The organism is Thermogemmatispora carboxidivorans (genome assembly GCF_000702505.1).
In the GTDB taxonomy this organism is placed as follows: domain Bacteria; phylum Chloroflexota; class Ktedonobacteria; order Ktedonobacterales; family Ktedonobacteraceae; genus Thermogemmatispora; species Thermogemmatispora carboxidivorans.
Map to the genome: position 1 here is coordinate 3,842,629 of NZ_JNIM01000001.1, position 22,546 is coordinate 3,865,174.

The 22,546-nt window shown below is 59.3% G+C and carries 19 protein-coding genes; 10 read left to right on the forward strand and 9 right to left on the reverse strand.

Going from position 1 to position 22,546, the window contains the following annotated elements:
- Positions 1-190: 190 nt before the first annotated feature.
- The gene (locus tag N688_RS15050; RefSeq protein ID WP_052890047.1) at positions 191-1,759 is read left to right on the forward strand and encodes an APC family permease; all 1,569 of its coding nucleotides are present in this window, start codon (positions 191-193) and stop codon (positions 1,757-1,759) included.
- Between the two features lie 59 nt (positions 1,760-1,818).
- Here the strand turns inward: N688_RS15050 and N688_RS15055 are convergent, their stop codons facing one another.
- The 5 genes from N688_RS15055 to N688_RS23220 form a co-directional block, all read right to left on the reverse strand.
- Positions 1,819-2,946: an ABC transporter permease gene (locus N688_RS15055; RefSeq protein WP_202901934.1), complete on the reverse strand. Its 1,128-nt coding sequence runs from the start codon at positions 2,944-2,946 to the stop codon at positions 1,819-1,821.
- Positions 2,947-2,970: 24 nt separating this feature from the next.
- Complete coding sequence (locus N688_RS15060) at positions 2,971-3,930, reverse strand: ABC transporter permease (RefSeq protein WP_052890049.1); 960 nt, start codon at positions 3,928-3,930, stop codon at positions 2,971-2,973.
- A gap of 279 nt (positions 3,931-4,209) precedes the next feature.
- On the reverse strand, positions 4,210-5,913 hold the full coding sequence (locus tag N688_RS15065) for a peptide ABC transporter substrate-binding protein (RefSeq protein ID WP_081838888.1): 1,704 nt from the start codon (positions 5,911-5,913) through the stop codon (positions 4,210-4,212).
- Between the two features lie 640 nt (positions 5,914-6,553).
- The gene (locus N688_RS15075) at positions 6,554-7,705 is read right to left on the reverse strand and encodes a ScyD/ScyE family protein (protein WP_052890052.1); all 1,152 of its coding nucleotides are present in this window, start codon (positions 7,703-7,705) and stop codon (positions 6,554-6,556) included.
- 171 nt (positions 7,706-7,876) lie between these two features.
- Entirely contained in the window at positions 7,877-8,401 is a 525-nt protein-coding gene (locus N688_RS23220) for an NUDIX domain-containing protein (protein ID WP_162179569.1), read from the reverse strand.
- Positions 8,402-8,711: 310 nt separating this feature from the next.
- Between N688_RS23220 and N688_RS15085 the strand changes: the two genes are divergently transcribed.
- A complete protein-coding gene (locus N688_RS15085; protein WP_052890054.1) occupies positions 8,712-9,725 on the forward strand; it encodes a dipeptide epimerase in 1,014 nt (337 codons plus the stop codon).
- Between the two features lie 321 nt (positions 9,726-10,046).
- Here N688_RS15085 and rpsU read toward each other — a convergent pair whose 3' ends face one another.
- Together rpsU and N688_RS15095 are read right to left on the reverse strand one after the other, a co-directional pair.
- Positions 10,047-10,235: a 30S ribosomal protein S21 gene (gene rpsU / locus N688_RS15090; RefSeq protein WP_052890055.1), complete on the reverse strand. Its 189-nt coding sequence runs from the start codon at positions 10,233-10,235 to the stop codon at positions 10,047-10,049.
- Positions 10,236-10,529: 294 nt separating this feature from the next.
- A complete protein-coding gene (locus N688_RS15095; RefSeq protein WP_156025441.1) occupies positions 10,530-10,754 on the reverse strand; it encodes a hypothetical protein in 225 nt (74 codons plus the stop codon).
- A gap of 245 nt (positions 10,755-10,999) precedes the next feature.
- Between N688_RS15095 and N688_RS15100 the strand changes: the two genes are divergently transcribed.
- The 5 genes from N688_RS15100 to N688_RS15120 all read left to right on the forward strand — a co-directional run bounded on the left by N688_RS15100 (position 11,000) and on the right by N688_RS15120 (position 15,555).
- A complete protein-coding gene (locus tag N688_RS15100) occupies positions 11,000-11,641 on the forward strand; it encodes an HD domain-containing protein (RefSeq protein ID WP_081838889.1) in 642 nt (213 codons plus the stop codon).
- 60 nt (positions 11,642-11,701) lie between these two features.
- Positions 11,702-12,118, forward strand: a complete 417-nt coding sequence (locus N688_RS15105) for a hypothetical protein (RefSeq protein WP_052890057.1) — start codon at positions 11,702-11,704, stop codon at positions 12,116-12,118.
- A 121-nt stretch (positions 12,119-12,239) separates the two neighbouring features.
- A complete protein-coding gene (gene cas4 / locus N688_RS15110; RefSeq protein WP_052890058.1) occupies positions 12,240-12,803 on the forward strand; it encodes a CRISPR-associated protein Cas4 in 564 nt (187 codons plus the stop codon).
- 214 nt (positions 12,804-13,017) lie between these two features.
- Complete coding sequence (locus N688_RS15115; protein ID WP_052890059.1) at positions 13,018-14,289, forward strand: ornithine cyclodeaminase, nickel-pincer nucleotide-dependent; 1,272 nt, start codon at positions 13,018-13,020, stop codon at positions 14,287-14,289.
- Between the two features lie 285 nt (positions 14,290-14,574).
- Positions 14,575-15,555, forward strand: a complete 981-nt coding sequence (locus N688_RS15120; RefSeq protein WP_052890060.1) for a DMT family transporter — start codon at positions 14,575-14,577, stop codon at positions 15,553-15,555.
- 72 nt (positions 15,556-15,627) lie between these two features.
- On the opposite strand, the gene N688_RS15125 is transcribed toward N688_RS15120, so the two are convergent.
- Positions 15,628-16,746, reverse strand: a complete 1,119-nt coding sequence (locus N688_RS15125) for an RpnC/YadD family protein (protein ID WP_052890061.1) — start codon at positions 16,744-16,746, stop codon at positions 15,628-15,630.
- A gap of 744 nt (positions 16,747-17,490) precedes the next feature.
- Here N688_RS15125 and thrS point away from each other — a divergent pair.
- From thrS to N688_RS15145, 3 genes are all read left to right on the forward strand, one after another.
- Positions 17,491-19,290, forward strand: a complete 1,800-nt coding sequence (gene thrS, locus N688_RS15135; protein ID WP_052890063.1) for a threonine--tRNA ligase — start codon at positions 17,491-17,493, stop codon at positions 19,288-19,290.
- A gap of 152 nt (positions 19,291-19,442) precedes the next feature.
- A complete protein-coding gene (locus N688_RS15140) occupies positions 19,443-20,117 on the forward strand; it encodes a nucleoside/nucleotide kinase family protein (RefSeq protein ID WP_052890064.1) in 675 nt (224 codons plus the stop codon).
- On the forward strand, positions 20,114-20,677 hold the full coding sequence (locus tag N688_RS15145) for a GrpB family protein (RefSeq protein WP_052890065.1): 564 nt from the start codon (positions 20,114-20,116) through the stop codon (positions 20,675-20,677). The genes N688_RS15140 and N688_RS15145 overlap by 4 nt, the downstream gene beginning before the upstream one ends.
- Positions 20,678-20,771: 94 nt before the next feature.
- Here the strand turns inward: N688_RS15145 and aceB are convergent, their stop codons facing one another.
- Positions 20,772-22,370 carry a malate synthase A gene (gene aceB / locus N688_RS15150; RefSeq protein ID WP_052890066.1) on the reverse strand — a complete coding sequence of 533 codons (1,599 nt, stop codon included), beginning with the start codon at positions 22,368-22,370 and terminating at the stop codon, positions 20,772-20,774.
- Positions 22,371-22,546: the final 176 nt, after the last annotated feature.

Here is a 22,546-nt window from a genome sequence, read left to right on the forward strand (position 1 = left end):
CAGCCGGATCGTCGCTAGCCAGCTTTTCCGACGCACTGAGTAATATCATGGGCAGAAGGAGCCAGTGCCGAAGCAATCGATGCTCACGGCGCGTCCCGAGATTGCCGAACATCCCTTCTCTTGCGGCCAGGAAGCACAAGCATCTCCGCAGGCGACAATGAAAGAGAAGGGAAGAAGGAGGAGAAGGGATATGCACATGCAACAGGAGCGAGGCGGCTTGGAAGCCAGCAAGGTCGGGGTCAACCGCCAGAGTGCTGGTCTTCTGGCAGAGGGCGAGGCGGGGCAGGCGGAGGGAGAGCGAGAGATCTGGAAAGCGGTCCTGCCATCGGAGAGCTACGTCCCGCGGGTCATGCCTCGTCTGCTCAGCACAGGAGACATGATCGCCACCTTTCTGATGATCGTCTTTTTCATCACCAACGCCACCACTGCCGTTGCTGGCGGAGCTGCCGCCTTCACCTACTGGGCGCTTGGCGCTCTGGCCTTCTTCATTCCGGGTGTCATCGCCACTGCCCAGCTCGGCGTAATCTTTCCGCACGAAGGCTCGCTCTACAACTGGACCCACAAAGCTTTCGGTGGCTACTGGAGCTTCTTCGCGGCTTTCTGTGCCTGGTTCCCTGGCGTCCTTGTGATCATCAGCGCAGGCGACGTCATCGTCTCGTATTTACAGGGGCTGAATCCTGGCTGGCTCACCGAGCCGTGGCAGCAGGGACTCTTCATCATTGCCCTCATCGGCCTGACCAGTGCCCTGGCCATCCAGCGCTACAGTGCTGTCCAGAAGCTCGTCAACCTTGTAGCTGGACTGACCATGCTGGCGGTGGTTCTCCTTGGTCTGGCCGGGCTGATCTGGCTCCTGGGCGGTCATCCTTCGGCCACCAGCTTCAGCCATCTCTCCGACTGGAGCATTCGCTTTGACAAGAACAGCGGCAACCTGTATCTTTTTGGCCTGATCACCCTGGCGTATTTAGGAACAGAGGTACCGCTCAACATGGGGGGCGAGGTTGCGCGGCTACGGGTGATCACCCGGCATCTCTTCTGGGGTGCCCTGCTGGTGATTGTTGGCTACGGTGTCGCGACCTTTGCCTTACTCGTGATCGCCGGTCCACAGGACGGGGCCGCGCCCTTCGCCCTGGTGCACGTGGTCGATTTGGCCCTGGGCAAATTCATGGGCAACGTTGCGGCCTTCTGCCTGATGAGCTTCTTCGTCATGGCGATGGTCGTCTACAATTACGCCTACGCCCGCCTGCTGATGGTTGCCGGCATCGATCAGCGCCTGCCCGCGAAAGTAGCCAGGCTCAATCGCCAGCGCGTGCCGGCCAACGCTATCTTCTTCCAGGCACTGGTAGCCATTATGGTGACAGCCTTCGTCTTTCTGCTGGCGCCCTACACGGTCCAGATCACAACGCCGGCGAATCTCTCGACCGAGGTCTACAATGTGATGCTGGCCTCCTCAACACTCGTCTGGGCTTTCTCGGCGGGCTTCCTCTTCTTCAACCTGATCCGGCTTCACGGCATGCGCCATCCGCTGCTGAGGGAGCGGCGCATCGTGCCGGCTCCGATCCTCTGGGGTTGTGTCTTCTGTGGCTCGGTGGCTTGCTTTCTGGCCATCATCGGAACCCTCTTCTACTCGTGGACCAGCCTGATCAGCAATACACAGTGGTTCATCATCATCAGCGTGCTGACCTTCGCCTATCTGGTGATCGCCGCCATTGGCAGCATGTTCGCCAACAGCGAAGCGAACTGGGAGAGCGCTCGTCTCTAGGCCGACCAGAGAAGAGAGCAGGCCTCAGGCGATTGAGGGGCCACGAGCAAACGTGGCCCTCAATCTTTGGAGCGTGGGTCAAAAGCATCGCGCAGGCCATCGCCGAGGAAGGAAAAGGCCAGCACAATCAGGGCGAGGACGGTCGTCGGTACCAGGATTTCCCAGGGGTGGGTATTGATGTAGGGCGTGGCATCGGAGATCATCAGGCCCAGGCTGGAGCCGGGCGCCTGGACACCCAGACCAAGCAGACTGATGCCGGCCTCGCCAATGATGGTGTTCGAGATGTTGAGCGTTGAGGCCACCACGACGATACTCATCAGATTGGGGATGATGTGGCGGAAGATGATGCGCAGGTTGCTGCTGCCAGAGGTACGCGCCGCCTCGATAAATTGCTGCTCTTTGAGCTGCAACGTTTGCCCGCGCACGTAGCGCGCCATGAGCGGCCAGACGGTGATGGCCAGAGCCAGCGAGACGAGGAGCAGGCGCCCGTTGCCGTTGGGGCCGATGACCGGTAGCTTGGCCAGGGCATCGGAAGCCCCTGGGCCAATAATGCCGGTCAGCATGATGGCAAAGAGCAGGCCCGGAAAGGCAAACATCAAATCAGTGAAGCGCGCCAGCAACTGATCGATCCAGCCCCCGAAGTAGCCAGCCAGCACGCCCACAATCAGGCCCAACAAAATGTCTACAACCTCAACGAGGGCAGCCACAATGATAGAGACCAGCATCCCTTGCATGAGCCGCGCCAGAATGTCGCGCCCCAGGTCATCGGTTCCCAGCCAGTATTGAGCCGAAGGCCCCTCATCCTGGCGAATCAGCTCCTCATGATAGTAGCTGTGATAGACACTGGCAGGCACCGGTCCGTTTTGGGGACTCTCATAGACGCCGCCGATGTGCTGGTAGATGGGGGGACCAAAGAAGGCAACCAGCATGAAGAAGATGATCAGTCCCAGACTGACCATCGCCCGCTTGTCACGGCGCAGTCGACGCAGCGACTCCTGCAGAGGCGAAGGCCCACGCCGTTCCAGCTGCGTCTCCTCTTCGCCGGGAGGAATGGCAGACGGCGGGGCTTCGCTTACCCCAGCAGCTAATTCCAGAAGCTCAGCCGGCGGAGGCTGCAGGCCCGCATTAGGCACCACGAAGCTCTCACCGCCGGCCTCAGACGGCCTGTGCTGTGCATCCATAGACATGCTGCTTTCTCTCCTTCCTCTCCCCTATTCAAGCCGGATGCGTGGATCAACAATCGTGTAGAGAATATCGGAGATCAGGTTACCAACGACAACGCCGACCGCCAGCAGGACGACGGTGGCCTGGATGACGGGATAGTCAAGGTCGATCACGGACTGCAGGGAGATGCGCCCGATGCCCGGGATGTTGAAAATCTGCTCGATGAAGAAGGTACCGGCGACCAGCAGGCCAATCGCTACCCCAAGAACGGTCACTAGCGGAATGAGTGCGTTGCGCAGAGCATGCCAGTAGATGACAACGCGCTCGTGCAACCCTTTGGCTCGGGCCGTGCGCACGTAGTCCTGACGCAGCACCTCCAGCATGGTTGTCCGCGCTAAGCGGGCAAAATAGGCGTAGCCGGCAGCTCCATAGACGAGGATGGGAACGATCTTCGGCTGCAGGTCAGTCCAGTCATATTGCCAGGGGGCACCCCAGGACGAAGAGGGCCAGCTGGCTCCGGTCTTGCCGTCGATCCAGACAATGATCACCTGGGCAAGAATGGCGATGACGAAAGGTGGCAGAGCATAAATCACCAGAGCCACACCCATATTGAGAGTATCGATCCAGCTGTTGGCGCGGATCGCCGAGAGAATGCCGATAGGGATGCCCAGCAGCAGCTCGACAATAAGGCCCCAGAAAGCCAGCTCCAGCGAGACCGGCACGCCGTCCTTGAGGATGTCCCAGACCGCTCGATTCTGGTACTTGAAAGACATGCCGAAGTCAAGATGGGCGAGATGCACTAAGTAGTTGTAGTACTGCTGATACCACGGCAGGTCTAGCCCATAGGCATGGCGCAGCATCAGCCAGGTATGATAGTCAAAATGATCGCCCATTTGGGCCCGAATGGGATCACCTGGGGCCAGATACCCCATGATAAAGGTGATGAAGGTGATGCCCACAATCACAAAAATAAGCCCGATCAGGCGCTTTATCAGGAATTGGAGCATCGCAGGACTCCCACTCTCCGTTGCTTACTCGCCCTGGGCCTCACCCCGCCAGTCACCGGCGGCTGCAGTGCAGGAACTCCAGGGCGCTTGCTGCCACAACCATAGATATGCAGGTATGTACGACTAGAGTATGCCTGACCAGGCAGGAAACAGGCAAGCCTGGTAACAGGTAAAACCTGGCATTCTGACCTCCTGGCCCGCGCCTACCCAGTGGACCTGCAGGGCGGGCCAGGAGTGAGTGCAGAATGCCAGGCTTAACTCAGCAGCGAGGACGCCGCCTCAGACGGTGAAGTAGATGTTGGCCCAGTCGTCGGGCGGAATGACCGACAGGCCATTGTAGACAATGCCGTGCAGCTTCGTGCTCTGCATGAGCTGGATCTTGTTCTGATAGATGGGAATCCAACCCACGTCATCGACGATCTGCTGCTCGGCCTGGTTGTACTGCTGCATGCGCTCCGTCTGATTCAGGTTGACATCGGCTGTTTCGAGAAGCTTCTGAACTTGCTGCTGCTTTGCAGCATCGGTCGAGTTGTTCTGACCGTAGTTCATCTGGTTGTAGCCAGAGCCTTTGTCGAAGAAGACCGACAGGAAGTCCTGCGGATCAGGATAGTCGGCCAACCAGCCGGAGATCCAGACTTGCAGGCCGTTGGGGTTATTGACGGAGGCGTTCTCCAGGGTGATGAGCTTCTCGTAGGTAGTGCCGACCAGCTTGACGTTGGCTCCAAGGACGTTCTGCCACATCTGGGCGATGGCCTGGGAGGCGTCAACGATGGCCTTGACGTCGGTGTAGTAATTGAAGGTGATGGTCGGCAGCGAGGTCATGTGCTCTTCCTGCAGACCCTGCTGCAAGAGTTGCTTGGCCTTGGCCTTGTCGCCAGAGAGGCTACTCACGCCCGCCGGGCCGACCAGCGCGGGATTGTAGCCTGGCATACCTTCAGGCACAATGTGATTGGTGGCTTCGACAGTGTTCCTGAAGACGGTCTGCTGTAGCAGCTTTTTGTCGATAGCCAGGGCGAAAGCCTGGCGAATGTGGATGTTGTCAAAGGGCTTCACCAGGTAGTTCATGGTGATGTACCTGATGCGGAAGTTCACGTATTCGTGAAACTCCGGTGAGCTGCGTACAGCGTCGATCTGGGCCGGCGGGATACCAACAACACCAGTGTAGTCAAACTGATGCGACTGGTAGGCGCGGAAGGTGGTGTCCTGGTCACCAGAGATCAGGTACTCCAACTTCTGGATCTTGGGCTGGGGACCGTAATAGTTGGGATTGGGTACCAGAACGATGCCCTTGGTGTGATCGTAGCTCTGGACCTTAAACGGCCCGTTGCCACCTCCCTCGGTCAGGTGGTCGGTCCACTTGCTGCCGTACTTGTCGATCAGCTTCTTCTCGACCACGTACGAACAGGGGTAGGTCAGGGCCTGCAGGAAATAGGCCGCGGGCTTGCTGATCTTGATGACAACCGTGTTAGGGTCGGGCGCCAGCAGGCTATCACCGATCAACGTCGGGATCTTGCCGCTGGTGATCTTGTCGTAGTCCTTGATCAGGTTGAGATAGTAGGCAACCTGCGACTTGGTGGCCGGCTGCAGGGTGCGGTTGATGCTGTAAATAACGTCCTGCGAGGTGAGCGGCGTACCGTCGCTGAATTTGAGGTTGGGTCGCAGGTGGAAGGTATAGGTGAGGCCATCAGATGAGACCTCATGAGACTGGGCTAGCTGGTCGCGAAGCTGGACGTTGTGGTCCCATTCGACCAGGCCAGTCCAGATCGCCTGAATGGTGTTGGCGTCGACAGCCAGCTGAACCAGGGCCGGGTCCAGCGTGCCAAAATCGGTCGCGCCGATGGGAATGCGCAACACCTGCTTGTCAGGCGGCGCGATCTGCGTGCTGCTCGTGCTGCTCTGACCACCACCACAGGCCACGAGCAGCGCGATGAGGCAGAGCAAGGCCGGAATGAAGGCCAAAGGGAATGGTCTGCTCTTACGCACGGGTAACCTCTCTTCTGGCTTCTGTCCTGTCGGGACGGAGAAGATGGTAATGAGTGGCTTTTTACCAGCCGGCACCGACTGGTAAGAGAAAGAAGATGCTTCCTGCTACGCGCACCCACGAGGTTGGCGACGTTTCTCCTTAAGCATCGTTGCCTCCTTTCGATCGCTGAAACGTCCGCTTGGCTGCCTTCCTTGTAGCAGGCTGAGCTGTATAGATATTACGTCCATTCTGAGAGAAATCTCTCAACAATTCAGGCCCCCTCCGTTCCCGGCATGCCTCTCCATCAGCGCCTCCACCAGGTTGGCCGTGCTCAGATCAAAGAGCTTCCTCCCTCTTTCCCTGCTCTGAGCATCCGCTGCCGACGAGCCTGGGTCTTCTTTCCACGCTATTCCTCTTCACCTCGCTTGTCGCTCGCTTCTCTCGCCTCCACAGGTCATCTCCCTCTCTTCTCTCGCCAACTATGACTATACGATAGATAAGGTTGGGCCTTCAAAACGGCAGCGAGCGCGAGCCTGCTTGTCTGATGGACAGTTCACAGCGCGTCAGCAGGCTTGCGCCCACGCCTTACCTCGCGGAGAGGGCTGATCCCGCACTCCAGATCAAGCTAGAGCTTAGTACCGGCCAGCGGGAGGTAGTGGCTCAGTGCTCAGAGAGATGGATACGCAGAATCTCCCCCTGGCCAGGGCCGTAGCCGTAGCCCTTGTTTGACACATAGAGGTTGCCATCCGGCCCAAAGGTCATGGCAGTCGGGAAGCTGAGGCCGGAGGCCACCAGTACCTGTCGTCCGCGCTCGCTGACGCGCACGATCACCCCGGTGCCCGGCACCGGGCCAGCATTATTAGCCGTGGTTGTTTCCAGGACATAGAGACGCCCGCGCCGATCAAAAGCCAGGCCAACCACCGCCGTCAACCCCCTCATCAGGACGCGCACATGGCCACGCGGTGTGATCGTTAGCAGTTTCTCTGTGCCGACATGAACCGGAAAGGTGCCCAGGTTGGCTACATAGAAGAGGCCGCGATGAAAGGTCACCGCCGTCGGCACAATGTGGCCCTGGCTGGCCGAGATATCGGCCACGCGCTGGATCTCACTCCCTGCATGCCGGCCATGCTGCCAGCGCGGCGTAATCCGATCCAGCTCTCCGTGATTCGGCTCCAGCGCATAGAGGCTCCCATCGACCGCCACCATGCTATACCAGGCCCCATCAGGCTCAAAGTCTTCCGGGTCAGGATGCTGGACCGGATGCGTCTGCAGGAAGTGGCTGAGATCGGCAATGTAGATGACGCGATGGCGCTCCGGCTCAAAGCGGAAAATAGCGTTGGGTACCTGGGGCACGCCGTGCGAACAGCCAGCACCGGCAAGCAGGCCGTAGAGCGTGTGGCCAATAAAGCTGAGATCAGAGACGCCGCTGATCTCGCCTCCAGTGGCCGGACTGGTCTGGCTGGAAGGCAGATGATCGATCAAGGTAACACGCTTGCCATGATGGTCAATGCGCGAGATGCGCGCGCTAAAGCCGCCCGTGTACGGTCCGATCGGCGGCGGCACCTGCTGACAACGCCCTACTGTAGATTGCTTGCCGCCCAGGCCACCTTCAGCGACATAGAGCTGCCCATCAGGGCCAAAGTGCAGGCCACGCGGGTTGTTGAGGCCAGTCGCAAAGACGCTGATCTTGCCAATCGGCTCGGCCTGGACCAGGGCACGCGCCCGCGGCGGACCCACTACCAGTGAGGCCGGTACGGTCAGACCGATGGCGACGACTAACACGAGGAGTCTTCTGAGGCGCTGAATGTTCATATTTCTCCTCTCTATTATCATTACGATGTTATTCTAAAAAGGATATATACTTTTCAATTAGCATATATCCGTATGTTCTGCTACTACTATAGAGAGGAGCCGAAACACAAGCAGACGCCTGTGAGAGAGGTAGTCAGCAGTGACTGCCTCTTCCCACAGCCAGCGAGGATCTCAGTGCATCAGGGGCACCAGCGTTTTGACGCGGCTCAGCTCTGCGCGTCGGCGCTGGCGATAGCTGAGGTAATCATCGAGGATACGCAGCGAATGACAATCCATGCGTTGTCGCAGCTCCTCCTCTGTAAGCCAGCACGGGCGGCCCTCCATTCCCGGACGCAGCAGCCCACCGCGCACGCTCGCGTGATAGACAAAGCTGACCGTACTCATAGACCGCCAGTCAGTTGTTGCCAGCGAATAAAAATTGATTAGATCATCGGCTTCCAGTACTAACCCTGTTTCTTCGCGTCCTTCGCGCTCTGCGGCCTCACGAGGATGCTCGCGCCAGGTCATAAAGCCACCGGGGAAGACCGCGCGCTCGCTGGGGAGAAGCAAGACCAGATAGCGCCCCTGCTCCTCGACGACCACCGCTGCGCTCCCGAAGGGCGGTAGCTTTCCACCAAGCAGGCGATTCAGTAGATTAAAACAGAAACTGACACAACGCTTTAAACACGTATAAAGTGCTGTCTTCATCGCATTCATATGGATGCTCTGTCTCCTCTTTTCTAGCTTCTGGCAAGAGAACCCGGCCCCCGAGAGAGTCGCCAGGCAGTTGGTCTGACTGCCTACAAGAGCGAGGGTCTCGGTACAGGAGAGAGTATAGTCAGTCGCTATTGCAATAAAGGCAGAGATCTGTCTCAAGCCTGTCGTAACATCATCATCGACCTCCCTCCAGACCAAATCAGGAGCAGACAGCCATTGGCTTCCTATGCTATGCTCTGAAGCAATACGGCCCTCCAGCAGTTCTGGAAGCAACCAGTCAGATCGGAGGAGAGAAAGGAGCAGCCCAATCATGCAGTTAGAGACTCATCCATTACGGCTCAGGCTCAGTACGCCCTTCCGCATCTCGCGCGGCGTCGAAGAGGTTGCCGATAACCTGCTTGTCACTATTACCCACGATGGCTTGAGCGGCTATGGAGAAGCCGCCCCCTCTGCCTACTATGGCGACACCCTGGCCACTACGCGCGCCTGCCTGGAGCAATTCGCAGAGGAACTTGGAGATGATCCCTTCCTGATCGAAGACATCCTTGAGCGTCTCGACCGCCTCATCGGGCACAACCCTGCCGCCAAAGCGGCCATCGACATGGCCCTTTACGACCTCGTTGGCAAGCGGCTCAACCAACCACTCTACCGTCTGCTCGGTCTCAATCCCGAGCGGAGCGCCCTCACCTCCTTTAGCATCGGCCTTGATAGCCCCGAGCGCATGGCCGAGAAGGCGGCCCAGGCTGGCGATTATCCCATTCTCAAGATCAAAGTTGGGACCAGGCACGACGTTGAGAACGTGCGGGCCATTCGTGCCGTCTCGCAGGCCACTCTGCGCATTGACGCCAATGCCGGCTGGACCGTCAAGGAAGCCATCCGCACCATCAACGCCCTGGCTGAGTACGGCATCGAGTTTGTCGAGCAGCCCATCGCGCCCGGTGACCTGGAGGGCCTGCGCCTCCTGCGTCAGCAGATCCCAGTCCCGATCATTGTCGATGAGAGCTGTGTCTCTCTGGAAGACATTCCGCGCCTCGCTGGCTGCGTCGACGGCATCAACATTAAGCTGATGAAATGTGGCGGTATCAACCGGGTCCTCAAACTGATTCATGCCGCCCGCGCCCATCACCTCCAGGTCATGCTCGGCTGTATGATCGAAAGTTCAGTGGCGATCACCGCCGCCGCTCACCTGACGCCGCTGGTCGACTATGCCGACCTCGACGGTAATCTGCTCGTTGACAACGATCCCTTCAGCGGCGTACGGGTCGTCCAGGGCAAGCTGATTCTGCCCGAGGCTCCTGGTCTGGGAGTGACGCCGCGCGCCTAGCCCAAAGGCGAGTCGGACAACCTTTTGCCAGAAGGTGCCGCCGCGACTTCGGGTGTCCGGCATCGACTTCAGGGAGAGGGAGAAAGAGCGCGAGAGACATTTTAGACAGAAAGGAGAAAGGGAGGTGTTTGCGGGAAAGGAGAGATAGGAAGGAAGGCGCCACGGAAGGGAAGGAGACGCCCCAATCCAGCGGCAGGAGAGCGTCAGGCGGGCCCCTCCCTCCCTAGCAAACTCCTCCCTTCTCCCAGAGAGGAGCAGCTTGAACGGCAATCATCGGCAGACGGTGACGGCCAACACACCCGTGCGGGCCTACCGCCATCCCTAACCACGGCGCGAACGACGAAGTTTACGGCGCAGATTAGCCGCCTTGCGTTTGCGGCGGTCTTGCGGACTCTCGTAGCGCGCGCGACGGCGGGCCTCAGAGAGAATGCCATCCTGCTGCACGCGGCGGTTAAACTTCTTGAGGGCGACATCAAACGGCTCGCCCGGATTGACCTTAATCTCGCTCATCGAGAAAACCAGCCCCTATCTAGATCTGCCGCTACCCGCAGCGGCCCGCATGCAGCCCGCCGTCGGTAACAGGCATAGAATAGAAAGGTGAGAAATGCTGCAATGATTCTTAACTCCCGAGGAGCGCGTGGCCAGCACTGCTCTGCGACGAGCTGAGCGCGCCGCGCCCATCTCGATTGCTCCCAGTATAGCATACTTTGCGCGTGGGACGCTATCCTTTCCCTGCTTTTCCCACAGAAACCCTGCCGACCAGGCCGCCCATGCCCGCCAGCTTCTGACCTCGGGAGGCTTGCCTCAGCGGCCTTCTTTGAACAGGTGCACGACCTCTTTGACGAGGTCGCGATCGGTCAGCTCACAGACCTTGTACATTCCCTTGTGATCGAAGGTCTTGACAAAGTAGTCGTAAGCCTCGTAGTACCCGGCGACGAAGTCGGGATCACGGACCTCGCTGTAGGGGACATGGACCAGCTCCGGGGGCTCCCCCTCCTCCCATAACTCCGAGCTCGCATAAGTGTCCAATACTGGCAACGAAGCCGCTTCAGAGCTGGGCTGATACGCACCCAGGCCAATTGTCGTGAAGATCCAACCTGCTGGCCAGCGCAGGGCACCCAGACAAACACCCCCGGCAGCCAGCACAGCTCAACGTCAGGAGAGCCACCTTCCTCCCCCGGATGAATCATCCAGGGGTCCCGGCGGCATGCTATAATGGAAACTCCCAGGACACTCACCTGAGAGAAATGAGAGTAACTGGAGAAGACGCCTCTATGCCAACTCGCGATGATGCCTATCGTCTGATGACTGAGCACGTGAAAAACCTGAATCTACAACGTCACATGTTAGCTGTCGAGGCCGCCATGCGCTTCTATGCCCGTACATACGGCGAGGACGAAGAGCTGTGGGGCATCACCGGCCTGCTGCACGACTGCGACTACGAGGAATATCCTGACCTGCAAGAGCATACCCGCGTGCTGGCCGGCTGGCTGCGCGAGGCCGGCTACGACGAGCGCATTATCTACGCCATCCTGGCCCATAACGACCTCAACGCCGAGACTCACCCCCGCAGCGATCTGCTTTCCAAAGCGCTCTATGCCTGCGACGAGATCACCGGCCTCGTCACCGCCACCGCTCTGGTGCGTCCTAACAAGAGTATCCTTGGACTGGAGGTCTCGTCGGTGCGCAAGAAGATGAAAACAAAGGGCTTCGCCGCCGGCGTTAACCGCGAGGATATCGTACGCGGAGCCGCTGATCTGGGTGTCGACCTTGACGAGCATATTGCTAATGTCATCACGGCCATGTCAGGCATCGCCGATGAGCTTGGGCTGGCCGGTACCACTCCCAGCAATGGCGCTACGGCCAGCTCCAGCCCCGAGACGAGCGAGGCACACCAGGCCGCTCGCAGCGAATAAGCCCCGTGCCGATGAAGGCGCAAGGGAGTGCCGTTACGCCACCGCGGTGGAGGAGCCTCCATGCAGCCAGAGCAACGTCAGTCGCGAGGAAGACAGAAATCCAAGCGCTACTTTACCGCCAGCGAGGTGGCAGCCTTTGAATACTGCCCTCTCGCCTGGTGGCACGAGCAATATGAGCCAGCCGCCCAGGCAGATACGGAAGAGCTATTTGCTCGCATGGTCGAGCTGGAGCACGAGCATGGCCCCCAGGCCACAGCGCTCCCCGAGTACCAGCTTCACGAGCGTCTCTTGCTACGACGGGGTGCCTTCGACAACGGGCAAGAGCAGCATCGAGAGCATGCGGAAGCGGTGGAAGATGCTTACGATGAAGCACGTGCTCTGCCCTTCTCCGGCTGCAGTCGCCGGCTGACCCTGGTCGCCATTGTGCTCTTGATCGGCGCCATCGCGCTGATTGCCGCCGCCGTCTTGCTGCGCTGACTGGTTGGCTGAGGGCGCGCGCTCGCTCCGCTCGCCCAGGGCAACTAGTGCCCTGCCGAGCATGAGTGAGCGACGCGGCTCATCATGAGCAATAGAGGGCGAATGAACGAAGAAACGAACCATGCTCAATAGCATCTTGCTTTCGCTTGGCCTTGCTCTTCTGCTCATTGCCATCGCGCTCTTGCTCCTGCTGCGCAACGAGCGTGCTGCCCAACGTGCCCGCTTGCTGGCAGAGCGCCAGCGCGCTCTGGGTCTGCCCGAGGGCACCCTTGTCTATGAGGACGCTGACGGCCAGGGGGAGCCGCTGATATCGAGCACTTACCCGCTGGTTGGCAAGCCGGACTACGTGGTCGAGTTACCAGACGGGCGGCCTGTGCCGATCGAGCTGAAGCCACAGGTCCAGAATGCCACTGCTCCCTATAGCAACCACGTGGTGCAGATCGGCGCTTACTGCCTGATTCTGGAGGACTACTTCGCTGTTCCCCCAACGCACGGTATTCTGCGCTATGCCGACAACGAGTTTACGATTGAATATACGCCGGCGCTGCGGCGCAAAGTGATCCGCCTGCTAGAAGAAATGCAGGGCTGCAGCGCCGAGCAGCCGCCGGCCCTTGCTCGCCAGAAGGCGGCCAAATGCCGTGCCTGCCCCTTCCAGACTATCTGTCCTATTGGGCGACGCTGGTAGCCAGCACCGCGGCAGCTCTGGGTTGCGCCGGGAGTTGACAGCTATGCCTGGGCGCACTAAACTGGACCCAAGAACAGCGCGCGGGGTCACAGGTAGCAGCGGAGTCGCCTCTCTTCCTCACTGTTCTGTCCTTGCCCTGTTAATTACAAATAAAACAGCACAAGCAGCAGTGCTTGCCTGTTCCATCTTATCTGGTCTGGGAGAAGCTTTTCTCATGGCGAGCGAAATTATTGAACTCAGTGGACATATCATTGACTCCTGGACGTTGCCGCGCGCCTGGGACATCATTATGGATCGCGGCGGTGACTTCCTCATTCAGGAGATTCAGGTCGGGAAGCATAAGAGTGAGCCAAGCTATGTGCGAATGGAGATCAAGGCCAACGACGAGCAGACGCTCGATCTGATTCTCTCGGAGCTTCAGCAACTTGGGGCGATGCTGGTCAATGGCCACGACGTGCGCACAGCGCGCGTGGAACAGCGGGGAGTGCTTCCCGAGGGTTTTTATTCGACGACGAATCTGCCGACCCAGGTCCGGCTCGGGGGTCAGTGGATCGACGTTGAACATATCGAGATGGATGTGGCCATCGTTATCGATCGTAAGCACCGCCGTGCCTACTGCAAGCCAATGCATGAGGTCGAGATTGGCGATGAGGTGGTGGTCGGTCACGAGGGTATCCGCGTGCAGTCCTTTGAACGCGCCCGCGAGCGCGAGATCTTTGCCTTTATGCAGAGCGATGTTTCGTCCGAGAAGGCGAAGATCCTGATGATCCAGCACATCGCACGCCAGATGAAGGAGACGCGGGACCGCGGGGGGAAGATTCTCTTTGTGCTTGGACCGGCAGTGATCCACACAGGGGCGGGCCGCTATGTGGCGGAGCTGATCCGTCGCGGCTATGTGCAGGTCATCTTCGGCGGGAACGCCATTGTGACCCACGATGTGGAGGCGGCCCTCTTCGGGACCTCGCTGGGGGTGGATCTGCGCACGGGTGAACAGGTCGAGGGCGGCCATCGCAATCACTTGCGTGCGATCAACGCCATTCGGGCAGTCGGTTCGCTGGGGAAGGCCGTCGAGGTCGGCCTGCTTCGCGAAGGGCTGATCTACGAGGCAATCAAGCATCAGGTGCCACTAGTGCTGGCCGGCTCGATCCGCGACGATGGGCCGATGCCAGGCGTGATTACCGATATGCAGGAGGCACAGCGCCAAATGCGCCAGGCTCTGCAAGGGGTGGAGATGGCCATTATGGTGGCTTCGATGCTGCACGCCATTGCTACTGGCAATCTGCTGCCGGCCACCGTGCGCACGGTGGTGGTAGACATCAACCCAGCGGTGGTCACGAAGCTGGCCGACCGTGGCAGCTTTCAGGCCGCCGGCCTGGTCACTGATGCCGAGCTCTTCCTGCGCGAGCTGGTCGAGGCTCTGCGGCACGAGGCCGATCTTCCCGACGTGACAGGCTCGCAGGCCGGCATCAGCCGCACCCACAGCTAGCGGAGCTGCCTCTGCCCCCCGCCTCTCCGCCCGTTGTGGGCTGACGAGGCGGGGCTTTTTGTGTTAGACTGATGACTGGCTGGTTGGCGGCCTGCCACTCGGCACCAATAGAGAGATGGGCCGAGCTCGCTTAGATAGCCTTGCCTCTCTGCCTGCCCTTCGACCTCCGCGCTGCCTCGACAGCCGGAGACTGGAGAGAGGTGCAATAGCAACAGCAACTTTGCTCGATAGACAATTGGGAACCATAGGCTCGCGGTCCCCTGGAAAGGTACCTGTCTCATCGCTATGACCCCACACGAGAAGCTCTCTGCTCAGCGGGAACAGCCCGAGCTGGCCTCTTCTGCCTCTGCTCCTGAAGAGCCATTTCCAGCAAGAGGACTCTGGTGGCGCTTGCGCATCGATGGGTTGCTTCTGGTAGTGACGATGATTTGGGGCAGTACGTTCCTGGTGACGAAGTACACCATCCATTTTGTCGGTCTCTTTACCTACTTGGGGTATAACTTCGGCATCGGAGCGCTGACGTTGGCACTGCTTTTTCGCCGCCACTTACGCCACCTGACGGGCGCAGAGCTGCGCAGTGGCCTGATTCTCGGCCTGCTGCTCTTTAGCGGCTACGCCCTGCAGACGTTGGGCCTACAGTACACGATCACGAGCAAGGCGGGCTTTATTACGGGCCTGTATATTCCTCTGGTGCCACTCTTTGCCGTCTTGCTCCTTCGCCAGCGCCCTTCGTTAGAGGCAGGCCTTGGCTTTCTCTTCTCGTTACTGGGCCTGACGCTGCTGTCGGTAAACAAGGATTTCAATCTGAGCTTTGGCCTGGGCGAAGCTTTGATTCTGGGCTGTGCGATTGCTTTCGCGCTGCATATCGTTTGCATCAGCAAGTTTGTGGTGGGGGCTGATGCGCTCAATCTGGCGATTGTCCAGCTGGCTACGACTTCAGCATTGAGTTTGACAACGGCCCTGCTGACTCATGAGGGATTGCTGTTGCCAGCGAGCGCGCCAATCTGGGGAGCAGTGCTTTTTATGGGCGTAGTGGATATCGGCTTCTGCATGGGGACGATGAACTGGGCGCAGCAGTATATCAGTAGTACACATGCAGCGCTGATCTATGCTTGCGAGCCGGTATGGGCGGGAATCTTTGGGACACTGGCAGGCCAGACTTTGAGCGGCTTGGCCTGGGTGGGCGGCGCCTGCATCTGCCTGGGAATGATCATGAGCGAGATACGCCTGGCAACGCTGCTGAAGGGTCGGCGGCGCTCGGGTTAGGGGGTGAGCAGTCTCGCCTTCATCTTCAGCAGCGCAGAGCAGGAGCAGTCAGTCAGTAGAGCGGATGACTGCCTACGGCTCTTGATGGTCGATTTTACCGTTGGACGGGCGACGACGCTCGTTCGTCTGCTCCACCAACTGCTGGCGAAGCTGCTCGCCTTCCTGGATCAGGCCAACGCTCACGACCAGCTCGGTCAAGACCGCTGGCTCGTTGATACCAGCAGCAACCTCCCGGACCAGCTCAGTAAGCTCGGGAAAGCGGGCAGATACCATGACTACCAGCATGCGCCGCAATTCGTTCAGGCGCTCGGCCCGTTCTTGCTGACGTCCTTCTTTCAGTCCCTCTTTCAGTCCCTCCTTGAGTCCTTTCTCACGCCCCTCCTTGAGTCCTTTCTCACGTCCCTCCTTCAATCCCTCCTCCAGAATCATCTGATAGATATCTGTCTGTTTCAGCTCCTGAATGAAATCAGCCAGCATAGTAAACTGCTCCTTTAGCCACTGACGCTCACTGGCCGGGGCCGCAGCCCAGGCCAGGGCAGCGATCAAGAAACCGATGGCCAACAGGTCATAGCGTCCGGCCTGCTCCAGGCGCCTCTGCATCTCCACAATCAGCTCACGACGTTGTCCCTCACGCGTCAAGGGCAGCAGCGGCAGTGTACCCCAACGTCCCGATTGCAGCAGTTCCGCCGCTGGCATATCCCAGAGCTTCAGCACCAGGAAATGAAATTCATGCACTTTCTTTTTATTAGGCAACTCACGCTGATAAGGCGTGGGCGGCGCGGCACAACGGCGGAGATAGACCACACACGACCAGACTGGGCATCGATAGCGTTGGTCCGCAAGAACATTATACAACAGCAGACGCTCGGCCATGCGAGCATCAGGGCCACTTTGAAACTCTAAATGCACCATCACTGGCTTGCCCGCCAGCTCACAGGCGCTCACCACATCAGCCCGCAGCACTCCTAGCTCTCTCAAGAGCGGACTATCTGCAAGCACAAACTCGGCGGAGGCATCGCGCTGATAACGCGCCTCAGGCAAAACAAACTCGACAAAATCCTGAGCTGCTAGCTCGAAGAGGCGTTTCAGCGCCAGATCCCAGGATGTTCCCATTGCCTCGTTGGCCTGTTCCTCCTCCCACACTAGATTGATGAATTGATTATAACAGATGTCATTTCTGATTTCAATCATTTTCCTTTGATTTTTCTATTACACAAGAATATTCTTATAAACAAGCAAGCTATATTATAAAGAAAGATCGACGCCCTACCGAGAGCGAGCCTGTGACAGTCATCTCGTGCCCTTTTCCCTAGCTCTCCTTTACACTTGACGGTGAGTGTGCTATACTTGGAGGGACTGAGAGTATGATCCTGTCGTCTCGTCACGAGATGACAGCGCCATCGTAAGCATCTCCAAGGACAAGAGAAGAAGATCAGCAATAGCGGCGATCACGCGAGACATGTCCCCTCCGCAGGGCATCCAGAGAGGTAACGCCAGCGGCTGCAAGCGTGCCTGCCCGAGGGAGATCCGCTTCCGAGCCAGCCTGGTTGTTCTGCTGGCTCTCCAGCACTCGTGAGCACCAGCCTGCCTGCTCGGAAAAATAGCACGGAATGGGATACCCCTCGCCAGCCTGTACCGAGCCAGTAAGGTACACGCCTCGACCCCGTTAGCGGTCGCACGAGCGCAGGTCTTCGCTCTCCTGCCAGGGCCATAGTAGTGGCTCTGGTTGGGCAGCTTGTGCCTCTCCTTTGGCATGTGGACCCTGCTCAGGGTGAGTGAGCACCTGCGAAAGATGGGTGGAACCACGGAAGCATCTTTAGCCTTTCGTCCCTGTTGGGATGAAAGGTTTTTTTATTGTTCGGCCTGGTACTGGAAGGACAACCTCGCCAATGAGCGAGTGCCTCACTAGACCAGACAGGGAGGTGTCTCGAAAGTATGCCAGCAGAATCTGTCGAAGCTGAAATTCAAGAAACGGTCAATTATACGCCGCTCCAGCGGATGCGCCATTCCGCGGCCCACGTCATGGCCGAGGCCATTCAGGAGATGTTTCCCGAAGCCCGCTTCGCCATCGGGCCGGCCATCGAAGATGGGTTCTATTATGATTTCGAGTTGCCGCGCCCGCTCACACCCGAGGACTTTCCCGAGATCGAGCGCCGTATGCGCCGCATCATCGAGGCCCGGTATCCTTTCATTCATGAGCGCTGGCCGCGCGAGAAGGCCCTGGAGTACTTCCGCAATAAGGGCCAGGTCTATAAGGTCGAGATTATCGAGAATCTGCCCGACGAGGAGGTCGGCATCTATCAGCAGGGCAATTTTCTCGACCTCTGTCGCGGCCCCCATGTGGAGCACACGGGTCAGATCGGTCCTTTCAAGCTGATGCGGGTAGCTGGCGCTTACTGGCGGGGCGATGAGCATCGCCCCATGCTGCAGCGCCTCTATGGAACGGCCTGGTTCACGCAGGAAGAACTCGACCAGTACCTCTGGCGCCTCGAAGAAGCTCAGAAGCGTGATCACCGCAAGCTGGGCCGCGAGCTGAAGCTCTTCCTGATGAGCGAGGACGTCCCTGCCGGGGTGCCGCTCTTCTTGCCTCACGGCGAGATGCTGCGCCACCTGATGGAGTCCTACGTGCGCGAGACGCAGGAACGCTACGGCTATCAGCACGTCTGGACGGGTCATCTCGGGAAAGTGCGCCTTTATAAGACATCCAAGCACTGGTATACGTATCGTGAAAATATGTTCCCGGTGATGCGAGGCGAGGAAGAGCAGTCGGAGGACGACGCCTATATCCTGAAGCCGATGAACTGTCCTCACCATATCCTGCTCTATAAGTCGCAGCTGCACAGTTACCGCGAGCTGCCGATTCGCTACGCCGAGTTTGCTACGCTCTACCGCTATGAGAAGCCCGGCGTGCTGACGGGCCTGGCACGTGTGCGCAGCTTGACGCAGGACGATGCCCATGTCTTCCTGCGCTCCGACCAGATTCAGGAGGAGTTCGATCGCGCTGTCGATCTGACGCAGGAGATCTTCAATACGTACGGCCTCAACGACTACTGGATTCGCCTCTCTCTACGCGATCCGCAGAGGAAGGAGGACTATGTAGGCAGCGATGAGGTCTGGGAGCTGGCCGAAAGCTCGTTACGGGCTGCGCTGGAGCACCGCGGCATCGAGTACCGCGAGGGCATCGGCGAAGCCGCGTTCTATGGCCCAAAGATGGACATCATGGTACGCGATGCCCTGGGGCGCGAGTGGCAGTGCTCAACGATCCAGCTGGATTTTGTGCAGCCGGAAAACTTTGAGCTGGAGTATATCGGCGAGGATGGTCAGCCTCACCGCCCAGTGATCATTCATCGCGCGGTGACGGGTTCGACGGAGCGCTTTATGGCGATGCTCATCGAGCATTTTGCCGGCGCTTTCCCAGTCTGGCTCTCTCCCGTTCAGGCTGTGGTGATTCCGATCGCTGACCGCCATCTGGAGTACGCTCAGAAGGTCCTGGCTGTTCTGAAGAACGCCGGCGTGCGCGCCGAGCTGGACGCCCGCAACGAGCGGATGAATGCTAAGATCCGTGATGCTCAGTTGCAGAAAATTCCGTATATGCTGGTGGTCGGCGATAAAGAGGCGGCCAGCGAGAGTGTGGCGGTGCGCCTGCGGACGAATGAGAACCGCGGTACGCAACCACTGGGGGACTTCGTGGCCCATATTACGGAGATTATTCGCACGCGCAGCCGCGATCTCTAGCAATGATCCAGCAACTAGTCAGGCTCAGGCCATGCAGAGAGAGGAGCCTTAGCTCTCTGCCCCGGGCCTGGGTCCTGGCCGAATCCATTCCATTGGTCTGGTCAGCAGCCGCCGAGAAAGGGAGGAGCTAGAAGAAAGGAGCCTGTCATTCGATGTTGGTGGCTTTTGAGGGGATCGATGGAGCCGGTAAGACAACGCAGCTGCGCCTGCTGGAGGAACGGGCGCGTCGCCAGGGGCTGCGCGTGACCAGTCTCTCGTTCCCTCGCTACACTGAGACGGTTTTTGGGCGCTGTGTGGCCGCTTATCTGCGCGGCGAGTTCGGTCCCCTGGCGGAGGTGCCGCCGCGCTCAGCCGCTCTGCTCTTCGCCGGCGACCGGCTGGAAAGTCTGGAGTTGCTTTCTCGCCTGGCGACAGAAAGCGATCTCCTGCTGCTGGATCGCTACGTGGCCTCAAACCTGGCCCACCAGGGAGCACGCCTTGCCGGCTCAGAGCGCGATGCTTTCCTGGCCTGGCTAGCGCACCTGGAGTATGAGGTCTTCGGTCTGCCACGCCCCACGCTCACGCTCTATCTGCGCCTGCCAGTGGCAGTGGCTAGCAGGCTACTGGCGACGCGCGCGCAGCTGCGGAGATCGGATGCACGCGATATTCACGAGGAGAATGCCGCCTATCTGGCACGCTGCGCCGAGGTCTACGAACAGCTGGCCAGCGCCCACGCCGATGGTCCCTGGGAGATCGTTTCCTGTGTCGATGAGCAGGAAAGACTGCGCTCTCCGGAGGAGATCCAGGGACAGGTCTGGTCGCTGTTGGAAAGGTATCGTATTGTATGAGCCGCCGCGTTGTGGTAGTCGACTACGATCCGCAGTGGCCACAGGAGTACGCCGCCGAGCGCCAACGGCTGCTTGAGGCCATCGGCCCCCGACTGGTGGCCATCGCGCATATCGGCAGTACCTCTGTACCCGGCCTGGCCGCCAAGCCCATTATCGATATCATGGCCGCCGTAGCCCAGCTCTCGCACGTCACTTCTTGCATCGAGCCGCTGCGTGCTCTCGGCTATGAGTACTTACCAGAGGTCGAGCGCTTTATCCCCGAGCGCCGCTATTTTCGCAAGCTCTGCGGCGAGGAACATACACACCATCTGCACATGGTGGAGTACGACAGCCCTTTCTGGCAGCGTCACCTGCTCTTCCGCGATTACCTGCGCGCCCATCCGGCTACAGCCCAGGAGTACGCCCGTCTGAAGCGGGAGCTGGCGGCACGCTTCCTAAACGACGTCGCAGCTTATACCGAGGCAAAAACCGCTTTCATCAGGGATATCGAAGCCAAGGCCGCTCTCTGGTCGGCCCGGGGACGGCCAGTACCAGCCACTGCTGAGCAGGATGAGCTGTAAGGCCAGCGTGACAAGGGCCAGGGTCCCCAACCAAAACCAAAACGAAGCGGGAGGAGGGATCTTCTCCCTCCTCCCACATCTATCGGCAGGCTCATCAATCGATGAGCTCGTACGCCGGCAGCGTCAGAAATTCGGTAAACTCGCGGTTGGCAATGATGCGATCGAGAAGGCTGTAAGCCTGCTCGTAGCGGCGCGCCTGATAGGTCTGCTCGCCAAGGGCGGCCTTGATCTTCTCCAGTTCTTCGCGAGCCATTTGGCGCACCAGCTCCAGCGTCACCTTGCGCCCATCATCCAGAATGCCCCGCGGATGATGCACCCATTGCCAGATCTGCGAGCGTGAGATCTCGACGGTGGCAGCATCCTCCATCAGGTTATTGATCGGAACACAGCCCAGGCCACCAAGCCAGGCCTCCAGATACTGGGTGCCAACGCTGATGTTGGTGCGCAGGCCACCCTCGGTAATGGTCCCCTCGGGGACACGCAGCAAGTCGGCAGCGGTCACCTGCACATCCTCGCGCTGGCGATCGATCTGGTTCGGCTGCGGCATGACGCGATCGAATTCCTCCTGAGCCACCTGGACCAGTCCAGGATGAGCCACCCAGGTGCCATCGTGACCGTCGGTCGCTTCGCGCCGCTTATCGGCACGCACGCGCTCCATCGCCTCCTCGTTTGCCGCCGGATTGTTCTTGATGGGGATCTGGGCCGCCATGCCCCCAATGGCGTGGGCATGGCGCCGATGACAGGTTTTGATGGTCAGCAGCGTATAGGCTCGCATAAAGGGCGCAGTCATCGTCACCTGGGCCCGATCGGGATAGAGGAACTGCTCGTGACTGCGGAACTTCTTGATAGCACTGAAAATGTAATCCCAGCGTCCACAGTTGAGGCCCGCCGAGTGCTCACGCAGCTCGTAGAGGATCTCGTCCATTTCAAAGGCCGCCAGGATGGTTTCGATCAGCACTGTGGCTTTGATCGTCCCACGCGGGAGGCCAAGCTGCTCCTGAGCCAGGAGGAAGACATCGTTCCACAGGCGTGCCTCTAGATGGCTCTCCATCTTCGGCAGGTAGAAGTAGGGGCCAGTCCCACGCTCGAGCAGGGCACGCGCGTTGTGGAAGAAATACAGGCCGAAATCGAAGAGGCTGCCGGAAATGGGTTTGCCATCGAGCAGGACATGCTTCTCCGGCAGGTGCCAGCCACGGGGACGGACCAGCAGGGTGGCAATCTGCTCATTGAGACGGTAGTGCTTGCCCTCGGGGCTGACATAGCTGATGGTGCGCCGGACGGCATCGCGCAGGTTGATCTGCCCCTGCACGAGGTTGGCCCAGGTTGGGGTGAGGGCATCCTCAAAGTCGGCCATGTAGACCCTGGCCCCCGAGTTCAGCGCGTTGATAATCATTTTACGCTCAGCGGGGCCGGTGATCTCCACGCGCCGGTCTTGCAGGTCGGCAGGGACGGGGTTGATCGTCCAGTCTCCTTCACGAATGTGAGCCGTCTCTGGCAGGAAGTCGGGGAGCTTGCCAGCATCGATCTCGGCCTGCCGCTCGACACGCTTGCGCAGCAACTCCTCGCGACGCCCCCCGAATTCGCGCACCAGCGTCACCACAAAGTGCAATGCCTCTGGCGTCAATATCTCCGCGTATTCGGGTGGAACCGGTGCTTTGATCTCAAGCCCGTCTGGATAGCTCTGCTTCGTCATCTGCTTCGCTTCGCCTTTCTGCCTGACAACAATGGGGGCACGCCGATACGCCTGACGCGCCTGAACGCGCCCACCAGCCTCCGTCGTTTTCCCCCCCATTGTACGACATCGGTGCAGGCACGCTCAAGCGCGTCGGCGTTCGCCGCTACCCGTCAGGAGTGACCAGAAGATGGATG